The following is a 20068-nucleotide window of genomic DNA, read 5'->3' as shown; positions in this document are numbered from 1 at the left end:
TGGGCGGCGCTTGGGAGGAAGCCATGCTGGAGATCAGTTACGGCGGGGCCGTTGCGGCGGGGCTCCTGTCTTTCCTGTCGCCGTGCATTCTGGCGATGGTGCCCTTCTACCTGTCCTACATGGCGGGGCTATCAATGCAGGAACTGCGAGACGGCGAGCGGATCGCAGCCGGCGCCCAGCGCAGGCTCTTTGTGCAGGCCGTTGCGTTCGCCCTTGGCGTCACCACGATCTTCGTGCTGCTCGGGCTTGGCGCCACAGCCCTTGGTCACCTCTTCCTGCAATGGAAGGAGACGCTTTCCTGGGTCGCCGCGGCAGTATTGATCGTTTTCGGGCTGCATTTCCTCGGCGTCCTCCGCATCGCATTTCTCTACCGGGAAGCGCGGGTGCAATCGACGGCCAACCCGACGACGCTCGGTGGCGCCTATCTCATGGGGCTCGCCTTCGGCTTCGGCTGGACGCCTTGCGTCGGACCCGCTCTGGCGGCGATCCTGATGGTCGCGAGCGGAATGGGAGACCTCTGGCGCGGCGGCATGCTCCTCCTCGCCTACGGTATAGGGATGACGTTGCCGTTCGTCGTCGCGGCTCTGTTTGCACGGCCATTCCTTGCTTTCGTCGGCCGCCACCGCGCACTCATGGGGCATGTCGAAAAACTCATGGGCCTGATGCTGATCATCTTCGGCATCCTGATCGCGACCAATTCGGTCAACCTGATCGCAGACGCCCTGATCCGGAACTTCGACTGGTCGGCGACGCTAAAGTAGTCGAGAGGAGAATGACACATGCACCCGGTACGACTGCTGTTCGCTTCCGCATTGTTGATCCTCGGCGGGTTCGTCTCCGCACCGGCCGCTGCCGCGGAGCTGGGAGACGACGGACTGCACAAGCCGACCTGGTTGCGTGAGACGTTCAAGGACTTGCGCGATGACCTCGCCGAGGCCAACCGCGAGGGCAAGCGGCTCCTCGTCATCGTCGAACAGCGCGGGTGCATCTACTGCACCCGGATGCATGAGGAAGTGTTTCCCGACCCAACGATCGATCAGCTCATCCGCGACAGTTACTTCGTCGTGCAGATGAACCTTTTCGGCGATGTCGAGGTGACCGACTTCGACGGAACCGTCCTGCCGGAGAAGGAAATGGCGGTGCGCTGGGGTGTCATGTTTACACCAACGCTCATCTTCCTGCCGGAAGACGTGAAGCCGAACCAGACCGCGGCGGAGGCCTCGGTCGCCATGATGCCTGGCGCCTTTGGCAAGGGGACCACAAGCGCTCTGCTCACCTGGATTCGCGATCACGGCTATGCTTCCGGAGAGCACTTTCAGAAATTTCTTGCCCGGCAGGTGAACCCGTAATGCCAAAATACCTGATGAATATCAAAGCACTATAAGGTTATTCAAAAATATATATATAGGGCTATTGTTATGGATTGGCAGTCAAGCTAACGTATCCGAGGAGAGAAGAGGGAGGAGAGGATGAAATGGCAGTTCTGTCTGGCAACAGTGGTTTTGGGATCCGCTGCCACGCCGGCCCTTAGCGACACCGCACCATCCGCGACCGTATTTCACGAAGGCGCCATCGAAATGTCGCTGTCCGGAAAGCCGGGAGATCCGGTCGCCGGCGTGAAGGTGATGACCACCAATGCGCTCGGCAATTGCGTGGCCTGCCATCAGATCAGCAAGCTGCCGGAAGTGTCCTTCCAGGGCAACATCGCGCCGCCGCTCGACGGGGTCGCCGACCGTTACTCGGAAGCGCAGCTGCGAGGGATCGTGGCCAACGCGAAGATGACCTTCCAGGGCAGTTTCATGCCGGCGTTCTACAAGACCGACGGCTATGTCCGTCCCGGCAACGGCTACACCGGCAAGGCGCCCGAAGGGCCCCTGCCGCCAATCTTGAATGCCCAACAGATCGAAGACGTGGTGGCGTACCTGCTCACGCTCAAAGAGTGATGCAGGCGACGTTCGAGAGGAGCGAAATATGAACTTTACGAGACGAAACGTTCTTTTGGCCGGCGTCGGCGGGATCGCTGCACTGGCCCTTCCGCTGCCCGCGGCAGCGGCTGCAATCGAGGCCTTGACCAAGGACTTCACCGGCGGCGCTGAAGCCGGCAGTGACGGCATCACCCTGACAGCTCCTGAGATCGCGGAAAACGGCAATACCGTTCCGGTATCCGTCGATGCGCCCGGCGCGGTCGCGATCCTGCTGCTCGCCGAAGGCAACCCCGAGCCGGCCGTTGCGACGTTCAAGTTCGGGCCGGCGGCCGGCAGTCAGTCGGTCGCAACCCGCATCCGCCTCGCCAAGACGCAGAACGTCATTGCCTATGCAAAGATGGCGGACGGCTCGATCAAGAAGGCGCAATCGACCGTGAAGGTCACCATCGGCGGCTGCGGCGGCTGATCGATTTAGGAGGAGAGACAACATGGCATCGGATGCAAAACCGCGCGTGAAAGTGCCGAAGTCGGCCAAGGCTGGCGAGATCGTGACCATCAAGGCGCTGATCAGCCACAAGATGGAGTCCGGACAGCGCAAGGACGCCGACGGCAAGATCATTCCGCGCTCCATCATCAATCGTTTCACCTGCGACTTCAACGGCAACAATGTCGTCGATGTCGCCATCGATCCCGCCGTTTCGACCAATCCGTACTTCGAGTTCGCCGCCAAGGTCGATTCCGCGGGCGAATTCAAGTTCACCTGGTACGACGACGACGGTTCCGTTTACGAAGACAAGAAGCCAATCGGGGTTGCCTGAGCCGCATGTTGATCTAGGGAGGAGACAGACATGCCAAGTTTCAGCAAAGCGACACTCGCCGCCGTTCTCGGCCTTTGCCTTGCCGGCCCGGCCGGTGCGGACCCGGTCGAGGACACGCTGGAGATTGAGACGGACGACGGCCCGGTCACCTTGGTGACCAGCGCCCCGGCGCCTGCCCATCTCGAAGGCGCCTTCGATACGATCTGGTCGGGCTGGCATTTCCGCGAGGACGACACCCGCGCGATGGAAAAGGACGACTTCGACAACCCCGGCATGGTGTTTGCCGACCGCGGTCGCGATCTGTGGAACCAGTCGATGGGGACGAAAGGCGAGTCCTGCGCCAGCTGTCACAACGGACCGGAAAGCATGAAGGGTCTGCGTGCCGTTCTTCCGCGCGTCGATGAGAAATCCGGCAAGTTGATGATCATGGAAGACTACATCAACCAGTGCGTCACGGATCGCATGGGCCTCGAAAAATGGGGCGTCACCTCCGGCAAGATGAAGGACATGCTGGCGCTCATCTCGTTGCAGTCCCGTGGCATCATCCAGAACGTGGCGATCGACGGTCCGGCTGCCTCCTATTGGCAGAAGGGCAAGGACATCTACTACACCCGCTACGGTCAGCTCGAAATGTCCTGCGCAAGCTGCCACGAGAACAACTACGGGAAGCTGATCCGGGCCGACCACCTGAGCCAGGGGCAGACGTCCGGCTTTCCCGTCTATCGCCTGAAGGATGCGGATATCGTTTCGGCGCAGCAACGCTTCGTCGGCTGCGTCCGCGATACGCGAGCCGAAACCTTCAAGGCGGGCTCCGAAGAGTTCAAGGCGCTCGAACTCTATGTCGCCTCCCGTGGCAACGGTCTCGCCATCGAGGGCGTCGGCGTCAGACCCTGACGGAACGGGCCGCCGCGCCTGATCGCGGCGGTCCCGCACAAACATTCGTATTCACCACGGCAAGGCTCCGGCGCGTTGGTTTCCGGGCGGGTTTTGCTGCGCATTTTTCGAGGAACGGACATGATCAACCGGCGCGAGTTTCTGCAGGCATCGGTGGCGGTCTCCGCCATATACGGCCTCTCAGGCTTCGGAAACTGGTCGAAGCTCGCAGCGCAGCAGGCCTTAACGCAGGACAGTCTGCTGGCGTTCGAGGATTACGGCAACGTCACGCTGATCCACATCACCGACATTCATGCGCAGACGAAGCCGATCTGGTTCCGCGAACCTGAAATCAATCTCGGAGTCGGCGAGGCGAAAGGCCGCCCGCCGCACCTGACGGGCAGAGATTTCATCGAGACGTTCAAGCTCAAGCCGGCATCTGCCGAAGCCTACGCCCTGACCTGCGAGGATTTCGAGGCACTCGGCAAGACCTATGGCAAGATGGGCGGCATGGATCGGGTGGCGACCGTCGTCAAGGCGATCCGCGCCGCTCGCCCGGAAGCCATCCTGCTCGACGGGGGCGATACCTGGCACGGCTCGATGACCTCGCTGCTGACCAAGGGCCAGGACATGGTGAACATCATGAACGCGCTCAAGGTCGACGCCATGACCAGCCACTGGGAATGGACCTATGGCACCGAACGGGTGAAGGAGATCGTCGACGCGCTGCCGTTCCCCTTCCTCGGCGCCAATATCTACGATTCCGAGTGGAACGAGCCGGCCTTCGAACCCTACAGCTTCTTCGAGCGTGGAGGTGCCAAGATTGCCGTAATCGGCCAGGCATTCCCCTATATGCCGATAGCAAACCCGGGCTGGATGTTCCCGGAATACTCCTTCGGCATTCGCGAAGAGCGAATGCAGGAGATGGTCGACGAGGTCAAATCCAAAGGCGCCGATCTGGTCGTCTGCCTCTCGCACAACGGCTTCGACGTCGACCGCAAGATGGCGAGCCGGGTCAAGGGGATCGACGTGATCCTCACGGGCCACACGCATGACGCGGTACCCGAGCCGGTGGTCATCGGGCAAACAATCCTCATTGCTTCCGGCTCGAACGGTAAATTCGTCAGCCGCGTCGATCTCGACGTGCGCGACGGTCGCATGATGGGATATCGGCACAAGCTCATTCCGATCTTCGCAGACGTCATCGCGCCGGATCCGGAAATGGCGGCGCTTGTCGACAACGAGCGCGCACCACACAAGGAAAAGCTCGAAGAGAAGATCGGGACCACCGAGAGCCTGCTCTATCGGCGCGGTAACTTCAACGGGACCTGGGACAATCTCATCTGCGATGCGATACGATCCGAGCGGGATGCGGAGATCGCGATGTCGCCCGGCGTTCGCTGGGGCACGACGCTGATGCCCGGCGACGCGATCACCCGTGAGGACATCCACAACGTCACCTCGATGACCTACGGCGCCTGCTACCGGACGGAAATGACCGGCGAGACGCTGAAGACCATTCTCGAAGACGTCGCCGACAATCTGTTCAACACCGACCCCTACTACCAGCAGGGTGGCGACATGGTCCGCGTCGGCGGCATCGGCTTCACCATCGACATCGGCCAGCCGATCGGCAGCCGGATTTCCGACATGGTACTCTCCGACAGCGGAAAGGCCGTCGAGGCCGGCAAGAGCTATACCGTTGCTGGCTGGGCCTCCGTCAACCAGGGCACCGAAGGTCCGCAGATCTGGGACGTTATCGAAAGCCACGTCCGAAAGCTCGGGACCGTGAAGGTCACACCCGGCTCCTCCGTCAAAATTGCTGGAATCTGAGAGAATAAGGAGCGTTCGCCATGTCCGACGAATCTACAAGCGGCACATCACGGCGCGGCTTTCTGCGTAATTCGGCGCTGACTGCTGCCGGACTGGTCGCGGGGGCCGGGACCGCCCGTGCAGCCCAACCTGACCCGCTAATCACCGAAGTCCAGCCTTGGGCTTCCGCTTTCGGCGACCCTGTCGACGCGACGCCATACGGCATGCCGATCCAGTTCGAGAGCCATGTGGTGCGCCGTAACGTCTCGTGGCTGACAGAGAGCCCAGTCTCCTCGATCAACTTCACGCCGATCCACGCCCTCGAAGGCACGATCACACCACAGGGCTGCGCATTCGAACGTCACCATTCCGGCTCAATCGAGATGTCGAAAACCGATTATCGTCTGATGATCGACGGCCTCGTCGAAACGCCCCTCGTCTTCACCTTCGAGGACCTGACGCGTTTTCCACGCGCGACGGCGACGGCCTTCCTGGAATGCGCCGCCAATGGTGGGATGGAATGGGGCGGCGCCCAGCTCGAAGGCTGCCAGTTCACCCAGGGCATGATCCACAACATGGAATATGTCGGCGTGCCGCTGCGCCTCCTCCTCGAAGAGGCGGGTGTAAAGCCTGAGGGCAAGTGGATCTACGCCGAGGGCCATGACGCCTCGTCGAACGGACGGTCGATGCCGCTCGACAAGGCCATGGACGACGTGCTGGTCGCCTTCATCGCGAACGGCGAGGCGCTGCGCAAGGAGCACGGCTATCCCGTTCGTCTCGTCGTTCCCGGCTGGGAAGGCAATATGTGGATCAAATGGCTCCGGCGCATCGGCGTCTACGATCAGGCTGTCGAGAGCCGCGAGGAAACTTCGAAATACACCGACCTGATGCCCGACGGGCGCGCCCGCAAATGGACCTGGGTCATGGACGCGAAGTCCGTCATCACCTCGCCTTCGCCCCAGGCTCCGGTCCGGCACGGCAAGGGCCCGCTGGTGATCACGGGGCTTGCCTGGTCCGGCAACGGAAAGGTCACCCGCGTCGACGTTTCGCTCGATGGCGGCCGCAACTGGCAGGAGGCGCGGCTCACCGGTGATGTCAGGTCGAAGGCGCTCACCCGCTTCCATCTGGACATCGACTGGGACGGCTCGGAAATGTTCCTGCAGTCCCGAGCAACCGATGAGACCGGCTATGTCCAGCCGACCAAGGACGAACTGCGCGCGATCCGCGGGCTGAACAACGTCTATCACAACAATTCCATCCAGACCTGGTGGCTGAGAGCGAACGGAGAGGTCGAGAATGTCGAAATCGCGTAAGTTTGTGCTTTCAGCGCTGCTCCTGCTCTCGGTCAGCGCAACTCCGGTCCTTGCCGAGAAGATCGGACTTGGCCGTCCTGCGCTTCCGGAAGAGATCGATGCCTGGGACGTCACGGTCCTTCCGGACGGCAAGGGACTTCGTCCCGGCTCCGGCGACGTCACCACAGGTGAAGCAGTTTTCGGCGAGAAATGCGCAGCCTGCCACGGCGAGTTCGCCGAGGGACTGGACGCATGGCCGGTTCTGGCAGGTGGACAGGGTTCGCTCAAGGACCGGCGTCCGGTGAAGACCATCGGCAGCTACTGGCCGCATCTGTCGACCGTCTGGGACTATGTGCACCGCTCGATGCCTTTCGGCAGCGCGCAGACGGTCTCGGTCGACGAGACCTACGCGATCGTCGCCTTCCTGCTCTATTCGAACGGGCTGGTAGAAGATGACTTCGTGCTGTCGAAGGACAATTTCAACGAGGTCCAGCTGCCGAACAACCAGGGCTTCTATGCGGACGATCGCTCGGAAGCGGAGTACCCGCTCTTCAGCAAGGAACCCTGCATGAAGGACTGCCGCGGTCCGGTGAAGGTCACCAAGCGGGCCGTGGAATTGAAGGTAACACCGACGGACGCGGACGGTAAGCCGGCCGGAACCTTGCCCGACATCACGGGCCAGGCGCCGGTGCAGCAGAAATCGGAGGCCGCCGAGCCGGCGACAGCAACCGACACGGCCTCTAAGGAAACGCCGGCCGAGGCCGCGAAAACTGTTGAGACCGCATCCGCCGAGGGCATGGATCACGAGCTCGTCGAGGCGGGAAAGACGGTCTTCAAGAAATGTCAGAGCTGTCACAAGATCGGCGACGGCGCCAAGAATGCCACCGGGCCGCATCTCAACGGGGTCGTCGGGCGCGTGCCCGGCACCGTCGACGGCTACAAGTATTCCAAGGCGTTTTCCAAGATGCAGTCGGAAGGAGAGGTCTGGGACGATGCTCGCCTCGCCGCTTTCCTGGAAAATCCGAAGACCTTCGCCGCCGGGACCAAGATGACCTTCGCGGGGCTCAAGAAGGAACACGAACGAGCGGCATTGATCGCATATCTCAAGAGCGCCGGCAAATGATCGGCCCGCGAAGCACCGTCCCTCCCCGGTGCCTCGCATCGCCGCCGCGTGGCAACGCGGCGGCGAAGACCGTTGATGAGCTGAACCCGGAAGTATCATGGAACTTGCCCGCCGCCACTTCATGATCTCCGTCGCCTGCGCAGGTGCTGCCTTGGCGGCACCGGCTGTTCACGGCCGAGCCCGGGCAAAAGTCGTGGTCGTCGGTGGCGGCGCCGGCGGAGCCAGCGTTGCTCGCAGGATTGCCCGCGATGGTGACGATCACATTGACGTTGCCCTCGTCGAACCCAACGCACGTCACACGACGTGCTACTTCTCGAACCTCTATCTCGGCGGCCTCCGCAGCTTCGAGAGCCTCCAGCATGGCTATGATGGGATGACGCGGGCTGGTGTCCAGGTCGTTGCGGATTTCGCCGCAGACGTCGACCGGGAGAAACGCAACGTCCTGCTCGCTGGTGGAGGACAGCTTGCCTATGATCGCCTGGTTATGGCGCCGGGCATCGATTTCTTAGAGGGCTCTGTTGAAGGCTGGACCCTTGAAGCGGCCGACCGAATGCCGCACGCCTACAAGGCCGGCCCGCAGACACTTCTTTTGGCAAAGATGATCGAATCCTTGCCGCAGGGAGGCGTGTTCGCCTTGGTCGCGCCGCCCGAACCGTACCGCTGTCCGCCCGGCCCCTATGAGCGGGTCAGCATGATTGCCCATTACCTGAAGGGGAACAACCCCACCGCCAAGATCATCATCATCGATCCGAAGGAAGAGTTCACGCTGCAGAAGCTCTTCGAGGATGCCTGGTTAAAATACTACGACGGCATGATTGAATGGATCGGCCCCGACTTCGGCAGTCGGAACCTGTCTGTTTCGCCCGACGCGATGGAGATCTCCGTCGACGGCGAGGCGATGAAGGTCGACTGCTGCAATGTCATCCCGGCGCAGAGGGCCGGCAAGATCGCCCAACGCGCGCAACTGACGGACCGGAGTGGCTGGGCTCCCGTCGATCCGTCCTCGATGCGCTCGCGCCTGGACAACAGCATCTTCGTCCTCGGCGACAGTGCACAACAGGGGGACATGCCGAAGTCAGCGACCTCCGCCCGCTCGCAGGCCGAGGTCGCTGCGGCCACGGTCATCGGCGACCTGACCGGCCGGGACATACCGGAGCCGGTCTATTCCAACGCCTGCTGGTCAGCCCTTGCGCCGGGCGATTCCGTAAAGGACGGCGGCACCTACAAGCCTGCCGACGGGAAGATCGCCGGCATCGAGAAATACGTCTCACAGGCCGACGAGGACGCCGCCACACGTGCGGCAACCTACCAGGAAAGCCTGGACTGGTATCACACCATTACGGCTCAGATCTTCGGCTGAGCCGAGCCAATCGGGGAAGGACCTTCAACATGCAAACCCGCCGCCGCTTCATTGCCTCGACTACTGCCCTGGTGGCGAGCGCCATGTGCTTTCCGCGACCGCTCTTCGCCGCCACGACGCTGACGCTCGGCGACCTCCAGATCGACACGCTCTCCGACGGCAACCTCATGCTGCCCGCCGACTTCATCACGGCCGGCCTGCCCCAACCCGAGACGAACGCGATCCTCGCGTCATACGGCGTTACGGGTAGCCAGATGACGCCACCCTGCAACGTCACGCTTCTGCGCGACGGCACCAATACCGTCATCTTCGATGTCGGCGCAGGTCCCGACTTCCAGCCGACGGCAGGCAAGCTGTCCGCAGCCATGGATGCACTCGGCGTGAGCCCCGACGAGGTGACGCATGTGGTCTTTACCCACGGCCATCCCGATCATCTCTGGGGGCTGCTTGATGAATTCGACGAACCGGTCTTCGCCAACGCCGAGCACATGATCGGTGCAACCGAGTTCGACTACTGGATGGACCCGGGCACCGTTGATACGATCGGCGATGCGCGCAAGACCTTCGCAGCCGGCGCCTCCCGCCGGCTCAGTGTCATCGCCGAGACGGTGCGGCGCGTGACCGACGGGGAAGAGGTGCTTCCCGGCGTCGCAGCACGGCTCACGCCCGGCCATACGCCGGGACATCTTTCCTTCGAAATCCGCTCCGGCTCGACAAGCGTCCTGGTGGTCGGTGACGCGATCGGCAACCACCATGTGGCGTTCGAGAAACCGGATTGGGCCACGGGTTCCGACCAGGACCCGGAGATCGCTGCTCGTACGCGCACCAGACTGATGGACGAGATCGCCTCTTCCGCCGTTCCCTTGATCGGCTATCACCTGCCCGGCAGCGGGATCGGCCATGTCGAGAGAAAGGGCAGCGCCTACCGCTTCGTCGCGATGTAGGGCGCGCGATTTCAGACCGGAGAGACCGCCGGACGCGGCCGATCGATCAGCCAGTCGGTCGCTATGGCACCGACCCACATGGAAAACAGGGCAAGCCAGGCCGTCGCGGCAAAGACCGACGTACCGGTGACGCCGGCGCCAATGGCACAACCGCCGGCAAGCATCGCCCCGAAGCCCATGAGCATTGCGCCGCTCAGCGAACGGCGCATCTGGCTCTCCCCGTCGAAACCCTGGAATTTCAACTCGCGAGAGATCGCCGCCGCAAGGAAGGCGCCTCCGAAGGCGCCGGGCACCAAGCCGATGTCGAAATCGAGCACCGGATCGCTCGTCAGGAAGAACATCAGGGTCGAGGCGGACGGACCGGAAAAGGTAATCGAGGTAACGTTGACGGGATCGAAGGCCGCGGTCGAGAGCGACCAGGTCAGCACCCAGCCGACGGCGACGGAAAATCCCACGCCGGAGGCAAAAAGAAGGATCTTCCATCCGATCTTCTCCCTCACGGAAAGATAGAGAGCCAGCGCCGCCGTCGCGAGCCCCAGCAACGGACCGAGCCAGCTCGGAAGATGAAGAAGCGCCAGAAGGTTGACATTCTGGCCTGCGGGTGTCGTCCAAAGCCCCGCCAGCCATTGGCGAAGTGGGGCAAGCCAGCCGCGAAGCGACATCTGCGCACTGACGGCGAACACCAGACCAGATACGACCGAGCGCAAGTTCCCGGTTGCCGCAAGCACGAGGAGGCGCCCGGAACAGCCCCGAGCCATCACCATACCCGCCCCGAACATCAAACCACCAATAACCGCACCCGACCATGAGCCGGTAATCGCCATGACCCGCGCATCGGTCGGGCGGAACAGGCCGGAAAGTTCGGCCAGCCAGACCCAGATCAGCGCAGTGGAGAAGGTCAGCAGCCAAACCGCAACACGGCGTCCGAGCCGTCCGCGCGAAAACTCGACCGTCGCAGCCCTGAGACAGAAGGCGGATTTCTGTGCCGAGAAACCGAAGATCCCACCGGTAACAAGGCCGAAAAGAGCGGCCAATTGCGGCTCGTCGAACTGGTCGAGCAGCGATGTCAAATCCATTCAGCGCCCCTCGAACATCCTGCCGCTGCCTAACTGCGCACAATCATAGCCTCAATTGTCTTCCGGCACATCTGTCCCGTCACTCTGCGGCGGTGAGCCGCAGTCCGCCGCGAGACGTGCGGAGCACACCGTCATCCCATCGCGACGGTTGAAACCGCGTCTGCGAATGCGTCCGTCTGCATCAGTGCGCGACATCGGGCGAAACGACTGTCCGCATAGACGCGAAAATCGTCGACGGGGTTGTCGTTGGCGAGCTGGATGAGCCCCCAAAGCGTCCAGAGGAGATCGCACATCGCCTTGTATATGGTGATGCGGCCGCGCTCGGCGGGCGTGGGTTCCCCGCCGAAATAGGCGCGGATCATCTCCTCTTCCTGCTCGGGTCCAAACCCGCCCTCGATACAGAGATCGCCGAGGTCCCACATTGGATCGTTCATGCCCGAATATTCCCAATCGACGATCCACATGCGCTCGCCGGTATCGAGGAAGTTCTCGCAGAGGGGATCGCAATGGCAAGCGACGGAGGGGAGCGGATGGGCGAAAAGGGCAGCACGCACGCCCTCGGCCCCCTTCAGCACCTCGTGGTAGCCTGCGGGTAACGCCACGTCCTTGGTCGAGAGCACGCCCAGATAGCTGTCGATCATCGAAAACAGTTCGAAGCGCGCGGGAAAGACGGCGCCGCTGTCATGCAGCTTGCGAAAGGCCTTTCCAGCGCGGGCTGGGGCTCCCGCGCTGATAAGGAAGCTTTCGGGCGACATGGTGACGGCGCCCTCGATAAAGCGAGAGACGAAGACGCCGCTTGCAGCGTCGGCAAAGAGGACTTCCGGGCCGACTCCGGCACGAGCGACGGCTTCGGTCGCCATCATCTCGTTCACGCGGTCTATGTACTCCTCGGTCCCCCGGCCGGGAATGCGCAGGCAGTAGTCACCGAGACGGAAAACAAGATTGGTAAGCCCGCCCAGCCGCACGACAGGACCATCATAGTTTGCCAGCAAGGGAATCGCCTTCAACGTGTGGCGGGCAAGCGCGATGTCGGCGTCTTCGGTCATGCCTTCAGCCTCTCCAACTTCGGGTCGTAGAGACTGCGCGGCCCGCGCCGTGCCCTGTAGACCCTGCCGAAAGCCTCGATCTCGAAGTTTTCACTGCCGGCGATCTCGGCCGGCAGGTAGCCGAAGGCGATGGTCTTGCCGAGCGTGTAGCCGTAGCCGGTGCTGGCGGTGGAACCGACGACCTTGCCGTCGAGCAGGACCGCCTCGCCGCCGTGGAAGGGCGCGAAGCCTTCGACGGTGTAGGAGACGAGCTTGCGCTTCACCCCCTCGGCCTTGATCGCCGCCAGTGCCTCGCGACCGACGAAATCACCCTTGTTCAGGGCTACGCAGAAGCCGAGCCCCGCTTCGTACGGGTTGTAATCGGGGGTGATGTCACCCGACCAGTAGAGATAGCCCTTCTCCATGCGGGCCGCATCGATCGCGCGGTAGCCGGCATCGGCGATACCGAACGGTTCTCCGGCCGCCTTCAGCGTGTCGTAGACGTGCGCTGCATATTCCTGGTCGATGTAGAGCTCGTAGCCGAGCTCGCCCACATAGCCGATGCGCACGGCAAGTGCCGTTGCGGCGCCGATTTCGATCCACCGGGCTGCAAGGAAGGGGAAGGCTCCGTTCGAAAGATCGTCATCCGATACGCTTTGCAGAATATCGCGAGCATGGGGGCCGCAGACGTTGAGGGTCGCGAATCTGTTTGTGACATCGCGCAGACTGATACCATCCGGAAGATGCCGGGAGACCCAGTTGCCATCCCGCACGCCGAAGCCGGAACCGGTGATCAGGTAGAGCAGGTCGTCGGAGATATGGACGATGGTGACATCCGCCTCGATCCCGCCCCGCTCGTTGCACAACTGCGTGTAGACGGCCTTGCCCGGAGGGCCGGAAAGATCGTTGGCGGCGATCCTCTGCATCGCCTCCAGTGCGCCGTGGCCACTGATCTCGAACTTGGAGAAAGAGGACTGGTCGATCAGCGCTGCGCGCTCGCGGATCGCCATCACCTCCTCGCCGACGGCGTCGAACCAGTTTGGCCTGCCCTCGAAGGAGGGGATATCCTTGCCCTCGCTCCCCTTCGGCGCAAACCAGTTGGGGCGCTCCCAGCCGAACTTGGACCCGAAGACGGCGCCGTTCTTCGCAAGCGCATCATGCAAGGGCGAGCGCCGCAGTCCGCGCACCACCTGGGCTTCTTCGCCGGGCCAGTGAACCTTGTAATAGGCGCCGTAGGCCTCGATGGCCCGCTCTTCGAGATAGCGCCCCTGGGCATGGACGGCGCCGAAGCGGCGCACGTCGAAGGGCCAGAGGTCCATGCCGGCATCGCCATGCAGGATGAGGTTCGACAGCGCCAGGCCGGCGCCGCCCGAAGCCGCGATCCCGGCAGTGAAGCCGCAGGCGACATAGAAATTGTCGAGTTCAGGGGCGAGGCCCATGATCGGCTCGCCGTCGAAAGAAACCGGGATCGGGCCGTTGATGACCGTCTGGATGCCGATCTCGTTCAAGGCTGGAATGCGGGTTGCAGTCGGCAGCGCGAAGAGTTCCAGCCGCTCCCAGTTGGGCTCGAAGAGTTCGCGGCCGAAATCAATGGGTGGCTTGCCGCGCCAGCAGCCCTTGGTGCCGTCTTCCCAGCCGCCGATGGCGAAGGAACCGGTGTCCGGCTTCAGGTAGAAATTGTTGTCGGGGTCCCGCAGCGTCGTCAGGTCGGGCGGCAACGTCAGCTTCTTTTCGGTGAGAAAATATTGGTGCTCGACCACGCCGGCCGCAAGCGGCACACCGGCCATCTCGCCGACACGCTTGGCCCAGAGCCCGGCGCAGTTGACGAGGATATCGCAGGAAATCGTCCCGCCATTGGTGACGACGCCGACCGCACGGCGGTTCTCGATGACGATCTCCTCGACGGTCACGCCTTCCTCGACCTTCGCCCCGTTCGTGCGCGCGCCACGGGCATAGGCCATGGTCAGCGAATAGGGATCGATATAGCCGTCGCCGGGGATGAAGACGGCTCCCTCGATGCCGTCTTTGACGATGTAGGGGAAGCGGGCTGCCGCTTCGTCGGCGGAGAGGGAGTAGCACTCGACGCCGAAGCTCTTGGCCTGGGTCATCGAGCGGCGGATCTCGCTCCAGCGCTCCGGACTGCCGGCGAGCCGCAATGAGCCGACCTTCTTCCAGGCGATGTGCTGGCCCGTCTCCTCTTCTAATCTGTCGAAGACCGCGACGGAATTCTGCATCAGCCGCGTGAGGTTGCGTTTTCCCCGCAGCTGGCCGACCAACCCGGCGGCATGCCAGGTGCAGCCATGGGTGAGCATCGCCTTCTCGACCAGCAGCACGTCCTGGGCTCCGTCGCGAGCAAGGTGGTAGGCGACGGAGGTGCCGATCGCACCCCCGCCGATGATGAGAATGTGGACGTGACGATCCGCACGGAATGACATTTCGGAAACCTCAAGCCTTGATCTTGTCCATGGACGGGTCGTAAAGCGGGCCGAAGTGAAGGGTCGCCGGCGTCTTCTCCGCCGCGACGACGAGCTCGTAAGTGCCGCTCTTCAGATAGTCGTCGCTGACGCCGTCGGCGTTGCGGACGTAGCCGTAGCCGATGTTCTTTCCGATCGTGTAGCCGTAGCCGCCGCTGGTGAGGTAACCGACCGGTTCGCCGTTTCTCAAGATCGTCTCGCGACCGGCCAGAACGACGCTCGGATCATCGACGGTAAAGCCCATCAGTCGCTTCTTCAGCGGTTTGCCGGCGAGACCTTCGAGTGCGCGTCGGCCGAGGAAATCGATGTTCTTGCGCAGCTTCACCGCCCAGCCGAGACCGGCCTCGAAGGGCGTGTCGTTCGGCGTGATGTCCGAACTCCAGGCGCGGTAGCCCTTTTCGAGCCGCAGCGATTCCAATGCCCGGTAGCCGATCGGGCGGATTCCGTGATCCCCGCCTGCCGCCATCAGAGCGTCGTAGACCTCGCCGAGCGCAGCGATCGGAATATGCAGCTCCCACCCCAGTTCGCCGACATAGGTGACGCGCAGCGCCCGAACGGTCGCGCCGGCGACCGGAATCTCGCGGACATGGCCAAAGGGGAAGGCTGCGTTCGAGACGTCGGCAGACGTGACGGCGGCGAGCACGTCGCGCGCCTTCGGCCCCATCAGCGAGAGCGTGCCCCATTCCTCGGTGATATCGGCGAGCGTGCAGTCGAGGCCATCCGGGATATGGTCCGCAATCCAGCCGAAGTCATGGGTGCGGAAGCCGGTGCCGGTGACGATGTAGAATTTCTCGTCGGCGATGCGGGCAACGGTCAGGTCCGCCTCGATGCCACCGCGGGTGTTGAGAAGCTGGGTGTAGGTCAGGCGGCCGACCGGCTTTGCGACATCGTTGGCGCAGATCCAGTCGAGAGCCTTGAGGGCATCGGGACCGGAAAGCTCGTACTTCGAGAAGGAGGACTGGTCGAAGACGCCGACCGCCTCGCGCACATGCCGGTGTTCATCGCCGGCCGGCTCGAACCAGTTCTGGCGGCCCATCGAATAGACATCCTTCGGCTCCGTGCCGGCCGGGGCGAACCAGTTGGGACGCTCCCAGCCGAGCTTGGAGCCGAACACGGCGCCGGAGGTTTTCAGCCGCTGATAGAGGGGAGAGACGAGGCGCGGGCGACCGCTTTCATATTCCTCATGCGGGAAGGCGATGGTGTAGTGCTTGCCATAGGCCTCGAGCGTGCGGTCGCAGACCCATTGACGATCCCGGTGCATGCCGGCGAAGCGGCGGATGTCGACCACCCAAAGATCGAGCGGCGCCTCGCCGTCGATCACCCATTGCGCCAGAACCCAGCCGGCGCCGCCGCCCGACGCGATGCCGAAGGCGTTGAAGCCCGCGCCGACGAACATGTTCTTGCACTCCGGCGCGACGCCGAGGATGAAGTTGCCGTCGGGCGTAAAGCTCTCCGGGCCGTTGATCATCTGCTTGACGCCGACATTCTCCAGCGCCGGAACGCGTTCCATGGCCTGCATCATGTGCTGCTCGAAATGGTCGAAGTCGTCGTCGAACAGACGGAAGGCCCAGTCGTTCGGCAGATCGCCGGTGAGCCACGGCTGGGGATCAGGCTCATATCCGCCCATGACGAGGCCGCCGACTTCCTCCTTGAAATAGGTTCGGCGATCGGGATCACGGATGGTCGGAGCGTTGGTCGACAGGCCCTCGATCTTCTCGGTGACGATGTACTGGTGCTTCACCGCCTGCAGAGGCACGTTGATGCCGGCCATGTCGCCCACCTGCCGCGCCCACTGGCCGGCGCAGTTGACGACTTTCTCGCAAGCGACGTCTCCCTCGGTCGTCTTCACTGCGACGATGCGGCCGTCCTTCATTTCGAAGCCGGTCACACGCACGGTTTCGACGATCTTCGCCCCGTGCATGCGCGCACCCTTGGCAAGCGACTGGGTGATGTCAGAGGGGCTCGCCTGCCCGTCCGTCGGCAGCCAGCTTGCGCCGACGAGATCGTCGACATTCATCAGCGGCCACATCCGCTTCACCTCTTCCGGTGAGATGAGATGCATGTCCATGCCGAAGCTGCCGGCAGTGGTGGCGAGACGCTTGAACTCCGTCCAGCGATCCTGGTTGGTGGCAAGCCTCAGGCAGCCCGTCATCTTCCAACCGGTCGCAAGCCCGGTTTCCGCTTCCAGCCCCTTGTAGAGCTCCACCGAGTATTTCAACACGCGCGTGATCGAGGCCGAGGATCGAAGCTGCCCGACGAGCCCGGCCGCATGCCAGGTGGAACCGGAGGTGAGCGTCCCCTGCTCCAGCAACAGCACGTCGGCCTTGTGGTCCTTGGCCAGGTGGTAGGCGGTCGAGCAGCCGATGATGCCGCCGCCGATGACGACGATCTGTGCATGGGATGGCAGGGTCATGACGAGTGTTTCCCGTAGACTGATTGATAATGATCGAGCGCTTCTTGAAGGCGCATGAGGTTGTCGGCCGTGTAGCCGACATAGTCGACGCCCGGCGCATCGAGGTAGAGTTCGGAAACCATGCTCCACATCGCTTCGCGCAGCAGCGAGGCGCATTGCATGGCCGCAAGCGAACGGCGGATGTCCGGCAAAGGCTCGCCACCGAAATAGACCCGGAGGAACTCGCCAGACTGTTCCGCCGTCAACCCGGCATTCGAGGTCGCGCCGGCGAGATCGAACATGGCAGTCGAGAAGCCGGCATATTCGTAGTCGATCAGCCAAAGCTTTTCGCCGTCGTCGAGGATGTTCGACGGCAGGAGATCGTTGTGACCGAAGACGATCGGCAGCGGCGCCTGTACGGCTTCCAGATCCTCGGCAAGCGTAAGATAGCGAGCAAGTTCTGGGATCATCCGGCTGCCGCCAGCCCTAAGCTTGCGGGCATAGTCGCGGATGACATGAAAGGGCCAGAACATGAAACCGGCACCAGACACATGGCGCGGCATCTCCTCGTGAAAGCGGCGCAGCAACTGCGCGATACGCTCCCCTTCGGCGGCGACGTCGGCGCCGGAGAATGTCTTTGCGTCGAGGTATCCGGAGACCATCACCCCCGGTTCGGCATATTCGACCGCAGGTGCAAAGCCCGCGGCATGGGCCGCTCTCGCAGACATCAATTCCCGATCACGAAAAACGTGGTGGAACGGGTAGTCGGTGCCGAAGCGCACGACATGCCGACCGGAGGCATCGGCGACGACGAAACTCTCGTTGCTCAGCCCCCCCTTGAGAGGCGATATCTCAAGTGCGCCGTTCCAGCATGGGAGAGCGGCGATGCGGTCCTCGAGCCTTATGTCCGTGACCAGCGGGCTCATGCGATGCGTTCCCGCACCCGCGCCGCGCCCGCCGAAATCAGGCGATCGGCGATGATCGCGATGAAGGCGACCGCAAGCCCCGCCACGAGGCCGCGCCCCGTATCCGCCTTGGTGAGCGCGATATAGACCTCCTGGCCGAGATCACGGGTGCCCACGAGCGCCGTGATGACGAGCATCGAGAGGGCAAACATGATCGTCTGGTTGAGGCCGAGCAAGATTTCCGGAAGCGCAAGCTTCAGCTTGATCTTGGCAAGGATCTGCCAGGGGGTGCAGCCCATCGCCCTTCCCGCCTCGATCACGCGCGGATCGACGCGCTGGAGACCCAGCACCGTGTAGCGGATCGCCGGCGCGACAGCATAGGCGACGATGGCAATCAGCGCCGTGAAGTCGCCGACGCGGAACAGCATGACGGCCGGCATCAGGTAGACAAAGGAGGGCAGCGTCTGGAGCGTGTCGATCAGCACCTGCAACCAACGCCAGAGCCGGTCGCGTTCGGCCGCAAGAATCCCGACGGGAATACCGATCAGGCTCGCGATAGCGACCGAGATACCGCAGAGATAGACGGTGACCATGGCCTTCTCCCACTGCCCCGTTGCGGCGACCAGGAAGGAGAGGAGACCGGTCGTCAGCGCCAGACGCAGACCGCCGAGCTGGTGGCCGGCGAGCGCAAGCAGGACAACGACACCGACCCATGGCAGCTCGCCGAGGAAGCGCTTAGCCGGAACAAGAAGGTTGAGAAGCAGCGCCGTGCGGACGGCCTCAAGAGCATCGAAGAGGTTGACGTTGATCCACTTCACGACGTCGTTCCAGAACCCGCCGGTCGAGAGAACGAGGCCTTCGGGATAGGCTTGGAGAGACGGCGCCAAGACGCTGGCGACGAGGCTTATCGCGAGAATGCCGATGGCGGCCGCCACATAGGGGTGACGCTGAACGACGTTTCCGCCGGTGACGACCGCCGACGGTGCACCTGCCTTTCTCGCATAGGCCTGGCTCAGCCGGTCGAGCGCGACGGCAAGCGCGACAATGGCAAAACCCGCTTCCAAACCCGCGCCGATGTCGAGCCGGCGAAGTGCTGCAAGGACGTCGAAACCGAGGCCGCCGGCGCCAATCATGGAAGCGATGATGACCATGTTCAGCGAGAGCATGATGACCTGGTTGACGCCGACCATCAGCGCGTCAGAGGCAGAAGGCACCATGACTTTCCATGTCATCTGCCGCCGTGAACAACCGACCATGTGCCCGAGATCGCGAATATCGGAGGGGACGGCCCTCAGCCCGTGAATGGTGATCCTCACCATCGGCGGCATCGCGTAGATCAGCGTGCCGACGATCGCCGCCGTCGGTCCGAAGCCGAAGAAATAGAGGATCGGCACAAGATAGGCGAAGATCGGGATCGTCTGCATCAGATCGAGCAGCGGTGTCAGTGCCCGCTCGAACAGTGGCCAGCGGTAGCCGGCAAGGCCGACCAGCAGGCCCAGCACGACGCCGACCGGCACCGCCACGACGATCGAGGCAAGCGTCACCATGGCGCTGCTCCACTGACCGAAGACGGCAAGAAACGCGAAGCAGAAGATGACCAGCGCGGCGAGCTTTCGACCGCCGGCGTAGTAGCCCAGCAGTCCCACGAACACGATGATCCCGAGAAAGGAGACCGGTGGCACGATTTGCACAGCGGCCGACCCCTTGCCCGACAACAAGCCGGTCGACAACAGGCTGAGCGCCAGTGTGTAGGGAATGTCGATCAGCGTCGCTAGGAAGCGGGTGAGATCGGTGAAGGAAAAGAGGCCGAAGCTCGCCTCGTCCACCAGCCACTTCGTCCATCGCCCTATATAACGTGCCGCGGGAATCTGCCATGCGCGCGGATAGTCGAACGCCCACTTGGCAACAGTCGGACCCAGCCACCAAGCCGTTAACGAGACTATCGCGGCAAGCGCGATGAGCAATTCGGAAACGCGGCCGGCGCGGCTATCCGTCCGATCGCGGACGGAGGCCAGCGGCTCTGTCGAGGCGAGCGGCGCGGACATCGGG

At 63.0% G+C, this 20068-nt stretch carries 17 protein-coding genes; 11 read left to right on the top strand and 6 right to left on the bottom strand.

From position 1 onward, the window contains the following. Positions 1-23 precede the first annotated feature (23 nt). The 11 genes from ACM6UT_RS11525 to ACM6UT_RS11475 all read left to right on the top strand — a co-directional run bounded on the left by ACM6UT_RS11525 (position 24) and on the right by ACM6UT_RS11475 (position 10147). Entirely contained in the window at positions 24-761 is a 738-nt protein-coding gene (locus ACM6UT_RS11525) for a cytochrome c biogenesis CcdA family protein (protein WP_416797481.1), read from the top strand. 18 nt (positions 762-779) lie between these two features. Continuing rightward, positions 780-1349 carry a thioredoxin family protein gene (locus tag ACM6UT_RS11520; protein ID WP_416797480.1) on the top strand — a complete coding sequence of 190 codons (570 nt, stop codon included), beginning with the start codon at positions 780-782 and terminating at the stop codon, positions 1347-1349. Positions 1350-1469: 120 nt separating this feature from the next. Then, on the top strand, positions 1470-1943 hold the full coding sequence (gene soxX, locus ACM6UT_RS11515; protein ID WP_416797479.1) for a sulfur oxidation c-type cytochrome SoxX: 474 nt from the start codon (positions 1470-1472) through the stop codon (positions 1941-1943). 28 nt (positions 1944-1971) lie between these two features. Further along, positions 1972-2391, top strand: coding sequence for a thiosulfate oxidation carrier protein SoxY (soxY, locus tag ACM6UT_RS11510; protein WP_416797478.1), 420 nt, complete (start codon positions 1972-1974; stop codon positions 2389-2391). A 22-nt stretch (positions 2392-2413) separates the two neighbouring features. After that, positions 2414-2743, top strand: a complete 330-nt coding sequence (soxZ, locus tag ACM6UT_RS11505) for a thiosulfate oxidation carrier complex protein SoxZ (protein WP_416797477.1) — start codon at positions 2414-2416, stop codon at positions 2741-2743. A gap of 30 nt (positions 2744-2773) precedes the next feature. Then, positions 2774-3637: a sulfur oxidation c-type cytochrome SoxA gene (soxA, locus tag ACM6UT_RS11500; RefSeq protein ID WP_416797476.1), complete on the top strand. Its 864-nt coding sequence runs from the start codon at positions 2774-2776 to the stop codon at positions 3635-3637. A 120-nt stretch (positions 3638-3757) separates the two neighbouring features. Next, the gene (gene soxB, locus ACM6UT_RS11495) at positions 3758-5449 is read left to right on the top strand and encodes a thiosulfohydrolase SoxB (RefSeq protein ID WP_416797475.1); all 1692 of its coding nucleotides are present in this window, start codon (positions 3758-3760) and stop codon (positions 5447-5449) included. Between the two features lie 20 nt (positions 5450-5469). Next, a complete protein-coding gene (gene soxC / locus ACM6UT_RS11490) occupies positions 5470-6741 on the top strand; it encodes a sulfite dehydrogenase (protein ID WP_416797474.1) in 1272 nt (423 codons plus the stop codon). Then, positions 6725-7843, top strand: coding sequence for a c-type cytochrome (locus tag ACM6UT_RS11485; protein ID WP_416797473.1), 1119 nt, complete (start codon positions 6725-6727; stop codon positions 7841-7843). The genes soxC and ACM6UT_RS11485 overlap by 17 nt, the downstream gene beginning before the upstream one ends. A gap of 97 nt (positions 7844-7940) precedes the next feature. Then, positions 7941-9203 carry an NAD(P)/FAD-dependent oxidoreductase gene (locus ACM6UT_RS11480; protein WP_416797472.1) on the top strand — a complete coding sequence of 421 codons (1263 nt, stop codon included), beginning with the start codon at positions 7941-7943 and terminating at the stop codon, positions 9201-9203. A 29-nt stretch (positions 9204-9232) separates the two neighbouring features. Next, the gene (locus ACM6UT_RS11475; RefSeq protein WP_416797471.1) at positions 9233-10147 is read left to right on the top strand and encodes an MBL fold metallo-hydrolase; all 915 of its coding nucleotides are present in this window, start codon (positions 9233-9235) and stop codon (positions 10145-10147) included. An 11-nt stretch (positions 10148-10158) separates the two neighbouring features. Here ACM6UT_RS11475 and ACM6UT_RS11470 read toward each other — a convergent pair whose 3' ends face one another. From ACM6UT_RS11470 to ACM6UT_RS11445, 6 genes are all read right to left on the bottom strand, one after another. Then, a complete protein-coding gene (locus ACM6UT_RS11470) occupies positions 10159-11223 on the bottom strand; it encodes a YeeE/YedE family protein (RefSeq protein WP_416797470.1) in 1065 nt (354 codons plus the stop codon). A 131-nt stretch (positions 11224-11354) separates the two neighbouring features. After that, entirely contained in the window at positions 11355-12269 is a 915-nt protein-coding gene (locus ACM6UT_RS11465; RefSeq protein ID WP_416797469.1) for a phosphotransferase, read from the bottom strand. Then, on the bottom strand, positions 12266-14683 hold the full coding sequence (locus ACM6UT_RS11460; RefSeq protein ID WP_416797468.1) for a GcvT family protein: 2418 nt from the start codon (positions 14681-14683) through the stop codon (positions 12266-12268). The genes ACM6UT_RS11465 and ACM6UT_RS11460 overlap by 4 nt, the downstream gene beginning before the upstream one ends. Positions 14684-14693: 10 nt before the next feature. Beyond that, entirely contained in the window at positions 14694-17135 is a 2442-nt protein-coding gene (locus ACM6UT_RS11455; RefSeq protein WP_416797467.1) for a GcvT family protein, read from the bottom strand. Continuing rightward, a complete protein-coding gene (locus ACM6UT_RS11450; protein WP_416797466.1) occupies positions 17132-18040 on the bottom strand; it encodes a phosphotransferase in 909 nt (302 codons plus the stop codon). The genes ACM6UT_RS11455 and ACM6UT_RS11450 overlap by 4 nt, the downstream gene beginning before the upstream one ends. Then, complete coding sequence (locus ACM6UT_RS11445; RefSeq protein ID WP_416797465.1) at positions 18037-20064, bottom strand: ABC transporter permease; 2028 nt, start codon at positions 20062-20064, stop codon at positions 18037-18039. The genes ACM6UT_RS11450 and ACM6UT_RS11445 overlap by 4 nt, the downstream gene beginning before the upstream one ends. Positions 20065-20068 lie beyond the last annotated feature (4 nt).

The sequence above is a fragment of the Ciceribacter azotifigens genome, from assembly GCF_048159625.1.
Taxonomy (GTDB): Bacteria; Pseudomonadota; Alphaproteobacteria; order Rhizobiales; family Rhizobiaceae; genus Allorhizobium; species Allorhizobium azotifigens.
Note: the sequence above shows the minus strand (reverse complement) of the source record. Positions and strands in the feature narration are given on the sequence as shown.

Bases quoted from the DNA above. Each gene is read 5' to 3' on its own strand.
- ACM6UT_RS11525 (WP_416797481.1), top strand. From the start codon at position 24: ATGCTGGAGATCAGTTACGGCGGGGCCGTTGCGGCGGGGCTCCTGTCT.
- ACM6UT_RS11520 (WP_416797480.1), top strand. From the start codon at position 780: ATGCACCCGGTACGACTGCTGTTCGCTTCCGCATTGTTGATCCTCGGC.
- soxX (WP_416797479.1), top strand. From the start codon at position 1,470: ATGAAATGGCAGTTCTGTCTGGCAACAGTGGTTTTGGGATCCGCTGCC.
- soxY (WP_416797478.1), top strand. From the start codon at position 1,972: ATGAACTTTACGAGACGAAACGTTCTTTTGGCCGGCGTCGGCGGGATC.
- soxZ (WP_416797477.1), top strand. From the start codon at position 2,414: ATGGCATCGGATGCAAAACCGCGCGTGAAAGTGCCGAAGTCGGCCAAG.
- soxA (WP_416797476.1), top strand. From the start codon at position 2,774: ATGCCAAGTTTCAGCAAAGCGACACTCGCCGCCGTTCTCGGCCTTTGC.
- soxB (WP_416797475.1), top strand. From the start codon at position 3,758: ATGATCAACCGGCGCGAGTTTCTGCAGGCATCGGTGGCGGTCTCCGCC.
- soxC (WP_416797474.1), top strand. From the start codon at position 5,470: ATGTCCGACGAATCTACAAGCGGCACATCACGGCGCGGCTTTCTGCGT.
- ACM6UT_RS11485 (WP_416797473.1), top strand. From the start codon at position 6,725: ATGTCGAAATCGCGTAAGTTTGTGCTTTCAGCGCTGCTCCTGCTCTCG.
- ACM6UT_RS11480 (WP_416797472.1), top strand. From the start codon at position 7,941: ATGGAACTTGCCCGCCGCCACTTCATGATCTCCGTCGCCTGCGCAGGT.
- ACM6UT_RS11475 (WP_416797471.1), top strand. From the start codon at position 9,233: ATGCAAACCCGCCGCCGCTTCATTGCCTCGACTACTGCCCTGGTGGCG.
- ACM6UT_RS11470 (WP_416797470.1), bottom strand. From the start codon at position 11,223: ATGGATTTGACATCGCTGCTCGACCAGTTCGACGAGCCGCAATTGGCC.
- ACM6UT_RS11465 (WP_416797469.1), bottom strand. From the start codon at position 12,269: ATGACCGAAGACGCCGACATCGCGCTTGCCCGCCACACGTTGAAGGCG.
- ACM6UT_RS11460 (WP_416797468.1), bottom strand. From the start codon at position 14,683: ATGTCATTCCGTGCGGATCGTCACGTCCACATTCTCATCATCGGCGGG.
- ACM6UT_RS11455 (WP_416797467.1), bottom strand. From the start codon at position 17,135: ATGACCCTGCCATCCCATGCACAGATCGTCGTCATCGGCGGCGGCATC.
- ACM6UT_RS11450 (WP_416797466.1), bottom strand. From the start codon at position 18,040: ATGAGCCCGCTGGTCACGGACATAAGGCTCGAGGACCGCATCGCCGCT.
- ACM6UT_RS11445 (WP_416797465.1), bottom strand. From the start codon at position 20,064: ATGTCCGCGCCGCTCGCCTCGACAGAGCCGCTGGCCTCCGTCCGCGAT.